Origin of the sequence: Albibacterium profundi, assembly GCF_042159835.1 — a bacterium.
Classification (GTDB): domain Bacteria; phylum Bacteroidota; class Bacteroidia; order Sphingobacteriales; family Sphingobacteriaceae; genus Albibacterium; species Albibacterium profundi.
In genome coordinates, this window is record NZ_JBBVGT010000002.1 from 1,263,364 (window position 1) to 1,278,814 (window position 15,451).

General features: G+C 40.0%; 17 protein-coding genes. 12 read left to right on the forward strand and 5 right to left on the reverse strand.

Features of this window, described 5'->3' with window-relative positions:
• The first annotated feature begins 116 nt into the window (after positions 1-116).
• The 4 genes from WKR92_RS07020 (at position 117) to WKR92_RS07035 (ending at position 1,617) form a co-directional block, all read left to right on the forward strand.
• Positions 117-308: a cold-shock protein gene (locus WKR92_RS07020; RefSeq protein WP_118193652.1), complete on the forward strand. Its 192-nt coding sequence runs from the start codon at positions 117-119 to the stop codon at positions 306-308.
• Between the two features lie 163 nt (positions 309-471).
• Positions 472-741: a YtxH domain-containing protein gene (locus tag WKR92_RS07025; RefSeq protein WP_375557111.1), complete on the forward strand. Its 270-nt coding sequence runs from the start codon at positions 472-474 to the stop codon at positions 739-741.
• A gap of 53 nt (positions 742-794) precedes the next feature.
• The gene (locus WKR92_RS07030) at positions 795-1,160 is read left to right on the forward strand and encodes a hypothetical protein (RefSeq protein WP_375557112.1); all 366 of its coding nucleotides are present in this window, start codon (positions 795-797) and stop codon (positions 1,158-1,160) included.
• Entirely contained in the window at positions 1,147-1,617 is a 471-nt protein-coding gene (locus WKR92_RS07035) for a hypothetical protein (protein WP_375557113.1), read from the forward strand. The genes WKR92_RS07030 and WKR92_RS07035 overlap by 14 nt, the downstream gene beginning before the upstream one ends.
• Here WKR92_RS07035 and fcl read toward each other — a convergent pair.
• Positions 1,614-2,537, reverse strand: a complete 924-nt coding sequence (fcl, locus tag WKR92_RS07040; protein WP_375557114.1) for a GDP-L-fucose synthase — start codon at positions 2,535-2,537, stop codon at positions 1,614-1,616. The two genes, WKR92_RS07035 and fcl, sit on opposite strands and share 4 nt — an antisense overlap.
• Before the next feature lie 72 nt (positions 2,538-2,609).
• On the opposite strand from fcl, the gene trmB reads away from it, so the two are divergent.
• The gene (trmB, locus tag WKR92_RS07045) at positions 2,610-3,263 is read left to right on the forward strand and encodes a tRNA (guanosine(46)-N7)-methyltransferase TrmB (RefSeq protein ID WP_375557115.1); all 654 of its coding nucleotides are present in this window, start codon (positions 2,610-2,612) and stop codon (positions 3,261-3,263) included.
• A 45-nt stretch (positions 3,264-3,308) separates the two neighbouring features.
• On the opposite strand, the gene WKR92_RS07050 is transcribed toward trmB, so the two are convergent.
• Positions 3,309-4,160, reverse strand: a complete 852-nt coding sequence (locus tag WKR92_RS07050) for an OmpA/MotB family protein (RefSeq protein WP_375557116.1) — start codon at positions 4,158-4,160, stop codon at positions 3,309-3,311.
• A gap of 119 nt (positions 4,161-4,279) precedes the next feature.
• A complete protein-coding gene (locus WKR92_RS07055) occupies positions 4,280-4,795 on the reverse strand; it encodes a hypothetical protein (RefSeq protein ID WP_375557117.1) in 516 nt (171 codons plus the stop codon).
• Between the two features lie 197 nt (positions 4,796-4,992).
• Here WKR92_RS07055 and WKR92_RS07060 point away from each other — a divergent pair, with 197 nt between their 5' ends.
• From WKR92_RS07060 to xseB, 4 genes are all read left to right on the forward strand, one after another.
• The gene (locus tag WKR92_RS07060) at positions 4,993-5,202 is read left to right on the forward strand and encodes an alkylphosphonate utilization protein (RefSeq protein WP_375557118.1); all 210 of its coding nucleotides are present in this window, start codon (positions 4,993-4,995) and stop codon (positions 5,200-5,202) included.
• A 32-nt stretch (positions 5,203-5,234) separates the two neighbouring features.
• Positions 5,235-7,283 carry a dipeptidyl-peptidase 3 family protein gene (locus tag WKR92_RS07065; RefSeq protein ID WP_375557119.1) on the forward strand — a complete coding sequence of 683 codons (2,049 nt, stop codon included), beginning with the start codon at positions 5,235-5,237 and terminating at the stop codon, positions 7,281-7,283.
• Between the two features lie 125 nt (positions 7,284-7,408).
• Positions 7,409-8,644: an exodeoxyribonuclease VII large subunit gene (xseA, locus tag WKR92_RS07070; protein ID WP_375557120.1), complete on the forward strand. Its 1,236-nt coding sequence runs from the start codon at positions 7,409-7,411 to the stop codon at positions 8,642-8,644.
• Between the two features lie 10 nt (positions 8,645-8,654).
• A complete protein-coding gene (gene xseB, locus WKR92_RS07075) occupies positions 8,655-8,846 on the forward strand; it encodes an exodeoxyribonuclease VII small subunit (protein ID WP_375557121.1) in 192 nt (63 codons plus the stop codon).
• A gap of 177 nt (positions 8,847-9,023) precedes the next feature.
• Here xseB and WKR92_RS07080 read toward each other — a convergent pair whose 3' ends face one another.
• Complete coding sequence (locus WKR92_RS07080; RefSeq protein WP_375557122.1) at positions 9,024-10,157, reverse strand: lactonase family protein; 1,134 nt, start codon at positions 10,155-10,157, stop codon at positions 9,024-9,026.
• A gap of 200 nt (positions 10,158-10,357) precedes the next feature.
• On the opposite strand from WKR92_RS07080, the gene WKR92_RS07085 reads away from it, so the two are divergent.
• Complete coding sequence (locus tag WKR92_RS07085) at positions 10,358-11,383, forward strand: PfkB family carbohydrate kinase (RefSeq protein ID WP_375557123.1); 1,026 nt, start codon at positions 10,358-10,360, stop codon at positions 11,381-11,383.
• A 41-nt stretch (positions 11,384-11,424) separates the two neighbouring features.
• The gene (locus WKR92_RS07090; RefSeq protein ID WP_375557124.1) at positions 11,425-12,621 is read left to right on the forward strand and encodes a DUF5005 domain-containing protein; all 1,197 of its coding nucleotides are present in this window, start codon (positions 11,425-11,427) and stop codon (positions 12,619-12,621) included.
• Here the strand turns inward: WKR92_RS07090 and WKR92_RS07095 are convergent.
• Positions 12,618-14,846 carry a DUF4954 family protein gene (locus WKR92_RS07095; RefSeq protein WP_375557125.1) on the reverse strand — a complete coding sequence of 743 codons (2,229 nt, stop codon included), beginning with the start codon at positions 14,844-14,846 and terminating at the stop codon, positions 12,618-12,620. The genes WKR92_RS07090 and WKR92_RS07095 overlap by 4 nt on opposite strands.
• Before the next feature lie 145 nt (positions 14,847-14,991).
• Between WKR92_RS07095 and WKR92_RS07100 the strand changes: the two genes are divergently transcribed.
• Positions 14,992-15,444 (forward strand): hypothetical protein, encoded by a 453-nt coding sequence (locus tag WKR92_RS07100; protein ID WP_375557126.1) that lies wholly within the window; start codon positions 14,992-14,994, stop codon positions 15,442-15,444.
• The last annotated feature ends 7 nt before the right edge of the window (positions 15,445-15,451 follow it).

Consider the following 15,451-nt stretch of genomic DNA (forward strand, 5'->3'; position numbering starts at 1 on the left):
AGTCGCTAAAAAATGACGTGTTATTTGCTTTTTCTTAAAATATAATTTTGTCAGAATTTCTGTTTATAGATATTTTTTGTGCATGTTTGTACTTTATTAATATTATATTTAAAATCATGCAAGAAGGAGTAGTAAAATTCTTTAATGAAACTAAAGGTTTCGGTTTCATCATCCCTAATTCCGGAGAGAGTGAAATCTTTGTTCATTCAACAGGTCTAATTGACAGCATACGTGAAAACGATAACGTAAGTTTCGACGTAGAGCAAGGCAAAAAAGGACTTAATGCGGTAAATGTTAAAGTTATCTAAGACTAAATCATAAATCGTTTAAAGAGGCCATCCATCGGGTGGCCTCTTTTTTTATTCTCAAAATGTGGTGTTTACAATTAGTTTGGCTTTTTTGGCAAACAGTTTGTAATAAAATTTGTATTATTAAATAAAGATTATTCAACAATTTTTAAAGAACAACCTTATGAATGATAACGCAAAAGTAGTAGCGGCGCTATTAGCAGGATTGGCTGCGGGAGCTGCGGTGGGTTTGCTTTTCGCACCAGAAAAGGGTGCAGACACACGTGAGAAATTAAATGAATCATTGAAAGATCTAGGCGATGCTATCAAAGAACGCTCAGCAGAACAAAAGGAACATTTAAACGAGCTGAAAGACAAGCTTGTCTCTACGATAAGAGGTAAAGTAGACCGTGGGGTCGATAATCTGGAAAGTGAGATTGACGAACACGCCTGAATATAAATGAAAGAGGAACGTATCGAGCGTAGGTTCCTCTTAAAAAACACACTATGGAAGACCAAAAATTCTCACTTCATGGAACAATCCAGAAGTTTAAAGAATACCTTGAAAATACAAAGAATATAACGATTCTAAAGATCGTCGAAAAAATTTCCAGCGTCATCGCTACCGTTATTACTGATGGGTTAATGCTGGTATTTGCCGTCTTTATTCTTTTGTTTGCAAGCATTGGGCTCGGCTTCTATTTTGGAGATTTATTCGATAGTGATGCACTCGGATTTTTAGCATTAGCCGGTGTTTACCTACTTCTGATTATTATTCTTTTAATTTCAAAAGGTGGTGTCGAAAAAGGATTAATGAATCTTTCTATACGGAAACTACTAAAAAAATGGAACGAAACTGATGGCGACAAATAGAAATATTACTAACCTAGATGAATTGCGAGCGGAAATAGCGCGACTAGAATCTTTAAAGAAAGAACAGGAAGGTTACCTAGGGGATCAGATGGGATTGTTACAGTATAAAGTGGAGGCTCCTGTACGGTTCATTAAAAGATTCACTTCATGGCGCCCTACCCCCAATAATATATCGCGCAAGCTAAAAGGAGATAATGATCAATCCGATTGGTTAACGAAGGCGCTCCGTGTTGGCCTACCAGTAATTTTCAATCGAGTTCTATTTAGAAAAGCGGGATTTATTAAGAAGACACTTCTACTCCTTGCATCACAGAAGGCTGCAGGAGCTATCAATCAGGATCGCCTTACCAGCTTCATTAATAAACTGGCTACCATTATTCGTCCGTCAGAAGGCAAGAAGAGAAAGAAAAGAAAACAGCGCGATTACGGTATCCCCCCGGATAGTGAGACCTATTAATTCCCTAGGAAATCTTTATACGCTGCTCTGACACCCTGCTTCAGATCAATCTTATATTGCCAGCCTAACTCAGTCAGTTTTGAAACATCCATGAGTTTGCGAGGTGTCCCATCAGGCTTACTAGAGTCAAAGCTTATATTTCCTGTATACCCAATCGTAGTTTTAATCAATTCGGCTAAGTCGCGAATAGAGATATCGATGCCTGAACCTATATTAACAAACTCTTTCCCATCGTAATGGGTCATTAGGAAAACGCAGGCGTCAGCCATATCATCTGCGTTCAAAAATTCACGTAGAGGCGTGCCTGTCCCCCAAATAACTACTTGTTCTTTTTGATGTATTTTCGCTTCATGAAAACGTCGGATAAGAGCTGGTAATACGTGGGAGTTTTCGGGATGATAGTTGTCATTTTTACCATATAGATTGGTAGGCATAGCAGATATGAAATTACATCCATATTGATCACGATACGCTTCACAGAGCTTAATACCGGCTATTTTGGCAATCGCATAAGGCTCATTGGTCGGCTCTAATTTGCCCGTTAATAAATATTCTTCTTTTAACGGCTGCGGAGCTAGTTTAGGATAGATACAGCTAGATCCAAGAAATAAAAGCTTGTTGACTCCGTTGATAAACGAACTATGGATAACGTTGTTCTGTATACATAAATTGTCATGGAGGAATTCTGCTCGGTACGTGTTGTTAGCATGGATGCCACCTACTTTAGCCGCTGCCAAAAAAACGTAGTCGGGTTTTTCTTCTTCAAAGAAGTTACTTACCTGCTGTTGGTTCCTCAAATCAAGTTCGCTCGACGTTCGCAAGATAAAATTAGAATAGCCTTTTTGAATTAAATTTCGATGGATCGCCGAGCCAACCATCCCGCGATGCCCCGCAATGTATATTTTAGCGTCTTTTTCCATATTTTAAAGCGTATATCCAAAGATAAAATTAATTTTGTCGGCAGAAACAAATAATCATATACAAGACTCACAATGGGTAAAGATAAGTTAAGGAAATTCGCGGAAATCGGGACCTTCCCAAATGTATATCAACTTGAGGCTGGAGCAATCAACAAAGGACAGTGGGCCATGAAACACTTTAGAAACAATAAGCCGATTGTTCTTGAATTAGCTTGTGGGAAAGGGGAATATTCAGTGAATATGGCAAAGGCGTTTCCTGAAAGAAATTTTATTGGTATCGATTATAAAGGTAATAGAATTTGGAGGGGTGCAAAGACTGCTATTGAAGAGGGGATTCAGAATGTGGCTTTTCTCAGAATCCAAATTGAGGATATCCTTACTTATTTTTCACAGGGAGAAGTCTCAGAAATATGGATAACGTTTCCAGACCCGCAACCACAATTAGGCAGGGAAAAGAAACGTCTTACTTCGGATCGTTTTTTAGATAAATATCAGGAAATCCTGATTCCAAATGGATTTATTCATTTGAAAACGGATAATGACGGCTTGTATCAATATACTCTCGGTAAACTGCATGAAAGGAAAGAGACCGTCCTTGAAGCAACGGAGGATCTGTACCACGACGCAATTCTTGACGATATTCTTTCTATAAAGACGTATTATGAGAAAAAATACCTGATGGTAAATAAGAGTATCAATTATCTTAAATGGTCATTTTCAAAGTAATCAAAAAGTTCTTCGCTGATTGAACGAAGAACTTTTTGATTAATTTTATTTTTGTGGAGTCTCGAGTAGTTTAAAGAACTGATCGAGTTCCGGGAGAATCACAATTCTGGTCCTTCTATTTTCGGCCTTTCCGTCTTCAGTTGCATTGCTTGCAATCGGAACGTACTCGCCGCGACCAGCCGCGGTCATTCTAGCAGGATCTAAGTTATAAGTGTCCTGAAGAACCCGTACAATCGTAGTAGCTCTTTTTACACTTAAGTCCCAATTGTCTAACAAGACTCCTTTTCTATAAGGCACATTGTCGGTGTGTCCCTCGACCAAAAACTCAATATGAGGCTGGTTCGCCAATACTTTTGCTACTTTGCCGAGTACCTCTGGGGCTCTTCCGCTGAGTTCATAACTTCCACTTTTGAACAAGAGCTTATCCGAAATATCAATGTAAACAACACCTTTATCAACTTTAATATTGATGTCTTCGTCATCTAAATTTCCGATTGCTCCTTTTAGATTCATTACGAGCGCCATGTTTAATGAATCTTTACGAGAAATAGCGGACTGTAAATCTTGAATGTATGCGTCCTTGTTGCTGATATTTTCCAAGGACTTGTTGATACTTTCAGCCTGTGAACTTGAAATTACTGAAAGGTTCTTCAATTGCTCTACCATCTGGTTATTGCTAGACTTCTGATCTTGCAATAAACTTTCAAGGCGTTCATTTTCGTTTTTATACCGACTGGTAGAATCCTTGTATTGCGCTAACTCCTGTTGAGTCATTCTATAACTACTGTCAAGCTGAGAATATCTATTCTCTGCGTCTTGCAGTTTCTTTTTTGCGCCGCATGAGCTCAAAACAACCATGACGGCGGCTGTGAATAGGAACAAATATTTAGTTTTCATATCACTTTTTGTTGATTACAGACGAAAAAGTACAAAGACCGTGCAAAATCATTTTTATAAAAGAATAGCACCTAAAAAAAGGTGCTATTTAACAGTATTTAACAGAAAAATGATTTCTGTTAAAACATATCTTTCATTTTATCGATAAAGCCTCCGCCATTTTCTTTGTTTTGATCGGATGATTCAGTCGACGAATTACCTCCTTGATTGAAAAGGTTGGTCAGGTCTGAAAGTTGGAATTTGCCATCTGGACCCGCCACTTGTGTTACGATATCCTGAAAGTCAAATGAGCTGTCGTTCGGGTCATTTGTCTTTTGATTAAATTTAGCTAAAATTGCAGGTATAATAGACGCTGCCACCGCTTTTGCAGAGTCCATATTAATTCCCAACCCCTGTAATTTATTTGTAAATGTATCGCTAACTTGATTTGCTGTAGCGCTCTGTTCTGAAGGGTTTTTAAAGGAGTTGACCAAACCATTAATATCACCCGAAGATACCTTTTGGCGTAGCACGTCTATGATCGACGTAGAAGCCGCTTCAATAGCCGCTTCGTTTTTTTCATTTGGAATCTCATTGTTATCAACAATGGCCGCTTGTGCATTTTCCCGCACTAGGTTTTCTAAATTCTTTAACATAACAAAATTGTTTTTTCTTGCATAGAAGACAAATGAAAAGTAAGAAAAGTTTTAAGTCGAATATTAACCCTTTGTTACTTAGTTGATTAAACTATATCTCATTGGGAAGCCAGTGCGAGTCGGATCAAAACTTATTAATTTCGCAATTTTATATTACTTTTGGGAGTCAATAATATCAATTTAATAAAACACCATTCATGGAAGTAAAAGATAGTAATGGCAATCCACTAAATGATGGGGATACTGTTGTTACCATTAAAAGCCTAAAAGTAAAAGGTTCGTCGTTAACGATAAAGAAGGGAACAGTCATTAAGAATATTCGTTTAACAGATGACGAGGATGAAGTAGATTGCAAAGTCGACAAAATGAAGGTCGTCCTTAGGACAGAGTTTCTAAGAAAAAAATAAAAAAGCAGATTTCCTAATTAAAAAAACAACCAATGAACAGTAAATCTTTTTTAAGTATTACAAGCATCCTTTGCGTTTTGATTTTTTCTGCCTCGTGCAAAGAAGGTCAAAATGACGTTTCCTCATCGCCATCCACAAATGATCGTGAATTTGCCGATCTGCAAATCTTAACTTACGAAGTGCCTGGTTGGGAAAACCTCGATGCCAAACAAAAGGAGCTAGCCTATTATTTATATGAAGCGTCGCTCTCGGGAAGAGATATTATCTATGATCAACGCGGTAAATACAACTTAATGGTTCGTAAAACTATTGAAAGTATTTGGGCAAATGACGAGACGGATAAGAACCACGCTGATTGGGATTCTTTTAGAACCTATTCTGGCCAAGTATGGTTTGCTAATGGCGTTTATCATCACTATTCCAACGATAAATTTGCCCCTAATTTCAGCAAAGACTATTTCGTTAGTCTGGTAAAGGCTGCAGATTCCACATTGCTTCCCCTTCAAGAAGGTGAATCCGTTGATGAATTTATTACGAAAATAGAACCGATAATCTTTGATGCCACCTTTATGCCTAAGATGGTTAACCTAACGGCAGGCGTCGATAATGTTAAAGAATCTGCAAATAATTTTTACGAAGGCGTTAGTGCAAGCGAAGTTGAAGAGTTTTACGCTAGTTTTCCACAAAGCGACCATGAACCTGAATGGGGGCTAAACAGTAAGGTTGTTAAAGAAGACGGCCAAGTTGTGGAAAAAGTTTGGAAGTCGGGAGGGATGTACGGCGCTGCTATTGATAAGATGATTTTCTGGCTTGAAAAGGCAGTAACCGTTGCTGAAAATGACCAACAAAAAAACTCGTTGGAATTATTGATCGAGTATTATAAAACAGGCGACCTGAAAATCTGGGATGAATATAATATATCATGGGTCAAAGATACAACCAGCGTAATTGACTTTGCCAACGGTTTTATAGAAGTTTATAATGATGCTTTGGGTATCAAAGGAAGTTTTGAAAGTGTCCTTTCCTTACGTGATTTCGAAACGACCAAACGAATTAAAGCCATTGCCGACGAAGCACAATGGTTTGAAGACAATTCGCCTTTACTTCCACAGCACAAGAAGGCCGAAGTAAAAGGTATCAGTGCAAAAGCAATCACTGTGATTGTTGAGTCTGGCGATGCAGCTCCAAGCACGCCGATCGGAATTAACCTGCCAAACTCAGATTGGATTCGCAAAGAATATGGTTCTAAATCTGTTTCTCTCAGCAATATTATTCACGCTTATAATGAGAGCAGCGCTAACAGTGGCTTCCTTGAAGAGTTTGTGGCCGATCAAGCGGTGATTGATCGAATGAAGAAGCATGGAAATCTAGCTAGCGACCTTCACACAGATATGCACGAATGTATTGGTCATGCATCGGGGCAGATCAATCCAGGCGTGGGTACACCTGATAAAACACTAAAAACTTATGCTTCTACATTGGAAGAAGCGCGGGCCGATTTGGTAGCCCTGTATTATCTACTGGATGAAAAGTTGATCGACATCGGCGTCATGGAAACATTAGAGGTCGGTAAGGCTGAATACGATAGCTACATGATGAACGGTTTGATGACGCAGCTATCGCGTTTAAAATTAGGTGATAATATTGAAGAATCACATATGCGTAATCGTGCCCTGAACGCCTACTGGGTATATGAAAAAGGAAAGGCTGATAATGTGGTTGAGTTCGTAAAAAAAGACGATAAAACCTATGTTCAAATCAATGACTACGAGAAGCTACGGGAGCTGTTCGGCAAATTACTTGCAGAGATTCAGCGAATTAAATCGGAAGGCGATTATGAAGCAGGCAAGGCCCTTGTAGAAACTTATGGAGTAAAGGTAGACCATGAGCTTCATAAAGAAGTGTTGGAACGCTATGAAAGCTTAAACCTTAAACCCTACAAAGGCTTTATTCAACCTCGTTTAGTCGCAGAAACGCAAGACGGCAAGGTTGTAGATGTCAAGTTGGAATATCCAACATCATTTTTTGAGCAAATGATGGAATACGGCAAGAATTATTCGTTTCTACCCGTGGTAAACTAGCGCATACTATAATTTAGATAAAAGACCATCTTAATGTGCATTGAGATGGTCTTTTTATATTATTATCTTTGTTAGACGTATAACAGGAAATTCTACGTTTATCGACTTCTTTGATGACAGAATCTATGGATCGGAAAATTTTTAGCTTGTCGCAGGTTGCAAAAAGTATTCAGAAAACTCTTGCCGATAGATATGGTAGTGCGTATTGGGTAAAAGCCGAAATGAACAAGCTGAATCACTATTCCCATTCAGGACATTGCTATCCCGATTTGGTGGAGAAGCGGGACGGAAAAGTTATTGCCGAGATGCGATCTATTCTGTGGAAAAGCGATTTTCAAGGTATCAATCAACGGTTTCTGGAAATTCTTAATGAACCCCTAAAGGATGGAGTGGCCGTATTGATGCTCGTCAACATTTCGTTTGACCCCATTTACGGTATGAGCCTTCGTATTTTAGATATTGACCCCTCTTTCTCATTGGGTGAATTGGCACGAGAAAAACAAGAGTCAATCGCAAGACTTCAGAAAGAAAGAATTTTTGACGCAAATAAAAGACTTAAATTTCCAGTTCTTCCCAAACGCTTGGCGATCATTTCTGTTGAAACGAGCAAAGGCTATGCTGACTTCCTTAAAATCATTGACAATAATCCTTATAATTACAAATTTGAGTATAAGCTATTCCCGGCCCTACTGCAAGGGGATAAGGCCGTTCAGTCGATTATTGAGCAATTGTATACGATATCGAGCTTGACGGAAGAATTTGATGCTGTAGCTATTATTCGCGGCGGCGGCGGCGATATCGGTCTGTCTTGTTATAACAATTACGACCTAGCAAAGGAAATAGCAATCTTTCCGTTGCCGGTATTAACCGGTATTGGTCATTCAACCAATGAAACCGTGAGTGAGATGGTTGCATTTAAGAATGCGATTACCCCGAGTGAGCTTGCCGATTTACTCATTCAACGCTTCCATGAATTTGCGGTACCCGTATTGAACGCAGAAGAGTACCTGAAGACCCGAATTGGAGAGTATATTAAAGACAGAAAAACGGAGGTTGATCAGGCGACTCGGCAGTTTCAGTTGGCGAGCGGTAATTTAATCGGGATAGAGACTTCGAGATTGTCAACATTTGAAAACTCTGTACATCTTTTAGTAAACCAACATTTGCGTACGGAATCGAAAGCCTTGGAATCGCTTGAAAAACAAGTCCGCCTATTAAGTCCAGAAAACGTTTTAAAGAGAGGCTTTAGCCTGAGCTATCAAAACGGCGAGTTAATCAAGAGCAAACATCAGATCGATACTTCAGTGCCATTAGTAACTAAATTACATGATGGCGAAGTGAAAAGTACAATTAACATTTAACCGCAAATATATGGCAGATAAAATTACCTATACAGAGGCGTTCGACGAGTTGCAAACCATTATATCTCATTTAGAAAAGGGTGATGTTGCTGTTGATGAATTGGCTGATAAGATTAAAAGAGCATCTCTTTTAATTGAAGTATGCCGGGCGAAGCTCACGGCAACAGAGGATGAGGTGAAACGGATTATAGATCAACTGTAAATTCCGAACGTTATTGCAGTTAGAAACAAACAATAAAGGAGTAGAGTGATTCGACGTTTTCCCTCAGTCGCGTCTAGCCAGAATGCTGTTAACTATCAATTTCAATTAAATAGTACGCATGGAATTGGGAGTTGATTGCAAACCAATTGCTTACCACCCTAACCGAAGTCAAGCCAATTAGTATACAAATTTTAAGCAAACTGGATTCCCAACAGTGATTTTTTCTGGTGTAGGCGCTAAAAGACCTGTCTCCACATCACGCCTAAAGACAAAAATGTCGTTTGTGTCTTGGTTTGCAACCAAAAGGAATTTTCCCGACGGGTCAATTACGAAATTTCTTGGTGTTTTTCCGCGAGATGTTTCGCGACCCACAAAGTTGAGTTCACCGGTTGCCGGGTCAATCCCAAAAATAACAATTTCATTCAGTCCGAGCCTGTTGGATCCGTAAAGAAACTTGCCATCAGGAGAGATGTGAATATCAGCGGCTGCGAATTTATCGGCAAAACCTTCAGGTAAAATGTTTACCTGCTGCTTCTCGGTTAGTCTGCCGTCTTTGTAATCAAATAACGTTATTTTGCCGTTGAGCTCGTGAATCGCATATGCGTATTTCCCATTTGGATGAAATGTGAAATGTCTCGGGCCACTGCCGTCTTCTAATGAGACGGTTCTCGCTTCCGTCGTGTCTAAGGGAAATGTCTCGGCGTTTGTATTAAGTGGATAGCCGATAATTTTATCGGTTCCCAAGTTGGTAACAAATAGAAAACTGTGATCTGGTGAAACGACTGCTGCATGCATACGAGACGATCCTTCTGTGCCGTCGACTATATTGCCCCTATGGTAAATCTCCTGAATTTCGCTGCCGAGTGAGCCATCAGGTTCGGTCGGTATTGCAGCTAGGCTACCGCTACCATAATTAGCTGTATAGACGTAGGACCCAGTAGGATCTGTCGCTACATAACAAGGTCCGTTTCCTCCTGAAGATTGTTTATTTAAAAACGTCAGTTGGCCTGTCTGTCGATCGAAATCATAAGCATATACAGTCCCCACAGAATCTTTACCCCACTCAGATACTGCATACACGTGATTGAGATCTGGAGAAAGCGCAAGATACGAAGGGTTATCAATACCGGTAACTTTATTTTTGTAAACTAATGTACCACTGTCTGTATCGAACGTATATACATAAATTCCTTCACTGTCACCTGAGTCCGTATAGGTGCCAATGAGCAAGTCAACCTTTTCCGTGCTCTCGCTGTTTGATTTGATGTTGCATGACGTAAAAAGAATACAAACAAAAAGAAGTGCTCTCATAATATTTAGCTGATGGTTATCCAAACATAGGCTTTGACTGGAGTTTCTGCAAGAAATATTTTCATTTAATTGGAAGCGGGTTTATTTGTAAAAGCCAAAATTATGGGTAACTTTATTTTGTCAAATACCTGAATGTATTAGTATCGGGTACGTACCAATAAGCAAATAACTAAATTATTATTATCTAATTGTTTTCTAAAATGGCTAAAAAGGCAGTAACACTCGGAGAAATTATGTTACGACTATCAACTCCTGGATTCAAGCGGTTTGTGCAAAGCGATAGTTTTGATGTCACCTATGGCGGTGGAGAAGCTAATGTTGCAACATCGCTGTGTAATTATGGATTAAACGGTGTGTTCGTGACTCGCGTTCCCGACAACCCGATCGGTCAGTCTGCTATTAATCATTTGCGTCGGTATGGCGTGGATACTCAATTTATAGCCCGAGGAGGGGACCGACTTGGGATCTATTTTTTAGAGACTGGTGCTTCCATGAGGGCATCGCAAGTTGTGTACGATCGGGCCAATACAGCGATTTCTGAAGCGAAGATAAGCGATTTCGACTTTGATAAGATATTTGATGGAGCGGATTGGTTTCACACAACGGGAATTACGCCAGCTTTGAGTGATCAAGCGGCTGCTTTGACAGAAGCGGCGTTGAAGGCTGCTAAAACGAAGGGCATCACAACGAGTATCGATTTAAATTATCGTAAAAAGCTCTGGAGTAAAGAAAAAGCAAGAGAGGTAATGACTCGTCTTTGTCAGTATGTCGACGTCTGCATCGGGAATGAAGAAGACGCTCATGACTCTTTAGGGTTTACGAGCGAGGGAACTGATGTAACCAAAGGCGAGTTAAACCTCGATGGGTTTAAGGACGTATGTCGTCAGATGATTGACAAATTTAATTTCAAATACGTAGCTTCGTCTCTGCGCGAGAGTCATAGTGCTTCTGATAACGGTTGGTCTGCACTGGTGTATGATGGCAAAGAATTCTATCATACGAAGAAATATGAAATCCGTATCGTCGACCGTGTGGGAGGTGGCGACTCGTTTGCTAGCGGCTTGATTTATGGACTGATGACCGATAAATCATTACCCGACGCGGCAGAGTTTGCGGTGGCAGCTTCGGCATTGAAACATACAATTCCCGGAGATATGAACCACGCTACACTTGCGGATGTGGAGACACTATTAAAAGGCGATGGCTCTGGTCGTGTTCAGCGTTAACGTTGAGCCTGCTTCTTCGTAAACTGAATCTGTTCGTGGGAATGAAAAATTTATTATTACTATCACTTCTTTTTTGTGCTGTGCATCAGTGCTTCTCACAGGCTACTCTTTCGGGTCCTGTAGATTCCTCTGTCTTTGAAATTGATTTTCAAGTGGAGCCTGCTGACGATTGGACTTCTCTTTTTAAACGAAATGAAGGTTGGTTTGGAGGAGACGGGATCTACACGATTCCGATGGACGGCATTGATTCCTCTGGCCGTCAGACAGACATCAAAACACTTTTTATTTTTAGCGATACGATGTTTGGCGAGATTGACGATGGAAAACTGCAATCGGGTTCCAAAATGGTAAATAACTCAGTTGCGATTTTAAACGGTAAACAACCCACGAACCAGTCTATGCAGTTTTACGGTGATGATGGAGCGATTGAAGAACTTAGCACATTGTTTATTCCCCAAACACCACAATCAAAAAAGGGGGAATATTATTGGCTGGGTGATGGTTTCGTCAATCATGCTCTTGACAATACCACCTATATTTTTGGTTATCGGATACGAAATACTGGAGCAAAGGTATTTGGCTTTGAGGAGGTTGGAAATACATTGATCGCTATTCCCGAGGGAAGCAAACCTCCCTTTGCTGATTATCGGCAGTTCGACACCCCTTTGTTTATTCAGAAAGACGATAAGCAAGGAAGTGGCTCCTTTGGAGCCGGAATTTTGGTGAATACGGAACAGGCAGGCGCTACGGATTCCGACGGATTTATTTATGTGTACGGCCTTCGAGGTTCAAACAAAGAAGTGCTGGTTGCCCGAACACGACCCGAAGATTTCGAGGATTTTTCAAGTTGGCGTTATTGGGATGGATCACAATGGACAAGCGATATCGGGGAAGTCGAAAGCATCGTAGACCGAGCTTCAAATGAATTGAGTGTTACTCCCATGCCTGATGGGCGTTACGTCATGATTTTCCAGATGGACGGAATCGGTTCATCGGTCGGTTTACGCATAGGACTTAGTCCCGTAGGCCCTTTTGGTCCTATACAGGAAGTCTGGAAATGCCCTGAAGTGCAGGTCAGTAAAGACTACTATGTCTATAACGCAAAAGCACACCCCCATTTATCAGAAAAAGGAGAACTGCTGATCAGTTACAATGTAAATTCTTTCGATTTTATAAATGACCTGAATGAAAATCCTCAGTTATACCGACCGCGTTTTATTCGGATTAAATTTGACTAGTTATTCAAACGTTTTGTAAAGTCATCAACCCTCTTGATGAAAGCTTCGAGTTCGGTTTTTTGAGTTTTTATAAATGAATTGTCTTCAAATTTACCTAACACCTCGTTTAGTTCTTCTTGTGTATCGTACATCATTTTTCGGAAGGGATTGGTATAGTCTTTTTTCCGCGAACTCTCGACTGAATCAACCATCCATTGTTTGGTCCGTTTAACCTCCTCGCACCAGGTTAGTGTACGTTCTTTTGTAATTTCCTTTAATTTCAACTTCTCCAATTCCAATAAGGATGTGATGGCGTGCTGTCGTTTTTGTGAAGCATAGTTATCGCCTTCTTGGCGATAGAAATCATGTACATCGTCCCATGATTTTATTTTTTCGGTGTGGACTTTCTCCCGGAAGCTTCCGATGGTTTCTTCACTCATTAGCTGACCTCCAATGTTTAGCCAATTATTCCTTCTGAGACTCGATTTTGCTAACGACTTTTCTAATTCTGAGATTGACGTGTTTTCTAGTTCTTCAATATGATTTATGAGGTAATTAATACCATAGAATCGGATCATCGTTTTGAAAATATCATAAGCTTGTTGGATTTTGATAATTTTAACCGGTCTTTTGGCGTTTTCAATCCCCTTTGCTGTGATCTCTAACTCTGAGATGATAGGATCTTTTTTCTCTAGCATCGCTTTGCCAAGCTCATCGGCTGTTTTTTTAATGTCGTATGCAGCTTCCGTCTTCGTTTCGTTGATGTATCTGATGTAGGACTCGCCGATTAGTTGTTCGAACAGGCTCAAAGAAGAAAACATTTCGTTAACCGTGTCAGGTGCTAGGTAGTCAAATTCGATATTTTGTATTTTTTCGTATCGCTGATCCCTGTCTTGGTATTTAAAAGTATTACGCTGTAACGCATACATATTATACATAAACCAATAAGCCGGCATGATAACGAGAGAGTTCGTGTTTTCCTGAATACTTACCAGAGAGAAGGGGATAGGAATGTTTAGTTCATAATCATAATCCCCTTTAGCTAGGATTGTAAAATTGGCAAACTTAGAATTATGTTTCAAGGAGACACATAGCCCCGGCCAGAAGCCTCTGCCCGCAATGATTTCTCCGTCGGCTCCTCGCGAGTTATGGTTCGACCCGATCGTTGCGCCCGCAGGAATGTTGCTCTGTCCAGATACTACTGCAGCGCATAAGAATGAGTTGTTATGATGTTGTTCATGTGCCGGAAAAATGAGTGAATTTAGTACTTCACAACATGAAATTGTTGCATTGCTACCCAGATAAGAATTAATGAGTCGAGCTCCATACTTCAGTTGCGAGTTGGAAGCAATTACAAAACGTACTGCTTTGACACCATAGAAAATACGACAACCAAAATCGATGATACCATTCACCAGCTCACAGCCTTCACCGATCTGCGATTTCCCCCGTGCATTCGATTTGATGGTTAGGTTCTTGAGCTTATTGGCCCCTTTAATATACGCATCAGAACCAATCCATACATCATTGATGATATTGGTATTTTTGATTACTGTACGGTCGCCAACCTTACCATAATACCCCGGCTCGGTTTTATATTCAGTTTCTGTGAAGGTTATAAACTTCTCCAGAAGTGCGGAGTCGTCTCTGTATTTGCTCCATAACCATGCGTCGCCCGGCTGCATACCGTTAAACGGGATAACCTTTCTCCCTCCGTTCTCGTTGCACAATTCCAACCAAATACGTGAACTTTCTTCTTCGCCATCCTTTAGTATTCCGTTGCCAAACTTAGCGTTGACACTTGTTTTCATCTCATCTACCTGGACGATAACCACCTCGTTTCCAATAATATAATGCGAGATGTAGTTAACATGATTAATCGCCACATTATCCCCCAGGTCACAGCTAATAATGGTTGAGTTGTATAGGCCAACTTCTGCTTTAAGACCATGGAATTCTAGATAATAAGGTTCCAGCTTCCCGATACGTATCAAGCCATAGAATTTACAATTTTTTACAAGCTCTGGATTAAATGCGTCTGATACCAGTATGTTGTTCCAATTGTCTGTCGTATTGCCATTTTTTACAAGCACCTCAATTTCGAAAGCAGAAAGATTTCGGTAGTCGATGCCGCTCCTGTTTTGAATGTTACGAAGGTGATATTCATCTTTCCCGTCGGGAATGAATTCTTTACTGATAAAATCATATCCGAGACGAGATAAAGGAATTTTTCGAATGTTATTCATGCGTATTCTATTACTGATTTATGTGATGGATTCGTAAGACCAACGCTGAAATTACAAAAACTGTATTTAAAATCATCTATTTTTATAATTTCATCAGGCACAATTTTTGTATCGTTCATGGCTGAAAACCAATTAATTCTAATTTATGAAACGTATAAAAGAAACTCTGTTGCCAATTTTGGCTATCTTACTACTGTTCTCCATTACATCCTGTGACAAAGAAGAAGAGAAAGTTGAGAACGATAAACAGAAGTTAATTGAAGGAACCTGGTTGTTATACGCAGCCGGACAGGATGATAATGAAGATGGACAGATCAGCGAGAATGAACGAGAACCGGCCGAGGAAGGTCGTGTTTTTGAACTCACGCTGAGCGCCGATGGGAATGGATTGATTTATGAGAACTATACAGATGAAGGTGAGACCACTACTCCCTTTAAATGGAAATGGTCTGGGGATTCAACGATCATATTGACCAATACACAGGGAGCAGGTGAAACGATTCTTGTCAACGTTTTAATACTCACTGATAACGAATTAGGGGTCTATGGTGGGATAGACGATTCAAATATGATTTTATTATTCAAGAAAAAAGTATAAATTTTGA

Excerpts from the sequence above, each read along its gene's own strand:
- WKR92_RS07020 (WP_118193652.1), top strand. The coding sequence starts at position 117 with ATGCAAGAAGGAGTAGTAAAATTCTTTAATGAAACTAAAGGTTTCGGT.
- WKR92_RS07025 (WP_375557111.1), top strand. The coding sequence starts at position 472 with ATGAATGATAACGCAAAAGTAGTAGCGGCGCTATTAGCAGGATTGGCT.
- WKR92_RS07030 (WP_375557112.1), top strand. The coding sequence starts at position 795 with ATGGAAGACCAAAAATTCTCACTTCATGGAACAATCCAGAAGTTTAAA.
- WKR92_RS07035 (WP_375557113.1), top strand. The coding sequence starts at position 1,147 with ATGGCGACAAATAGAAATATTACTAACCTAGATGAATTGCGAGCGGAA.
- fcl (WP_375557114.1), bottom strand. The coding sequence starts at position 2,537 with ATGGAAAAAGACGCTAAAATATACATTGCGGGGCATCGCGGGATGGTT.
- trmB (WP_375557115.1), top strand. The coding sequence starts at position 2,610 with ATGGGTAAAGATAAGTTAAGGAAATTCGCGGAAATCGGGACCTTCCCA.
- WKR92_RS07050 (WP_375557116.1), bottom strand. The coding sequence starts at position 4,160 with ATGAAAACTAAATATTTGTTCCTATTCACAGCCGCCGTCATGGTTGTT.
- WKR92_RS07055 (WP_375557117.1), bottom strand. The coding sequence starts at position 4,795 with ATGTTAAAGAATTTAGAAAACCTAGTGCGGGAAAATGCACAAGCGGCC.
- WKR92_RS07060 (WP_375557118.1), top strand. The coding sequence starts at position 4,993 with ATGGAAGTAAAAGATAGTAATGGCAATCCACTAAATGATGGGGATACT.
- WKR92_RS07065 (WP_375557119.1), top strand. The coding sequence starts at position 5,235 with ATGAACAGTAAATCTTTTTTAAGTATTACAAGCATCCTTTGCGTTTTG.
- xseA (WP_375557120.1), top strand. The coding sequence starts at position 7,409 with ATGGATCGGAAAATTTTTAGCTTGTCGCAGGTTGCAAAAAGTATTCAG.
- xseB (WP_375557121.1), top strand. The coding sequence starts at position 8,655 with ATGGCAGATAAAATTACCTATACAGAGGCGTTCGACGAGTTGCAAACC.
- WKR92_RS07080 (WP_375557122.1), bottom strand. The coding sequence starts at position 10,157 with ATGAGAGCACTTCTTTTTGTTTGTATTCTTTTTACGTCATGCAACATC.
- WKR92_RS07085 (WP_375557123.1), top strand. The coding sequence starts at position 10,358 with ATGGCTAAAAAGGCAGTAACACTCGGAGAAATTATGTTACGACTATCA.
- WKR92_RS07090 (WP_375557124.1), top strand. The coding sequence starts at position 11,425 with ATGAAAAATTTATTATTACTATCACTTCTTTTTTGTGCTGTGCATCAG.
- WKR92_RS07095 (WP_375557125.1), bottom strand. The coding sequence starts at position 14,846 with ATGAATAACATTCGAAAAATTCCTTTATCTCGTCTCGGATATGATTTT.
- WKR92_RS07100 (WP_375557126.1), top strand. The coding sequence starts at position 14,992 with ATGAAACGTATAAAAGAAACTCTGTTGCCAATTTTGGCTATCTTACTA.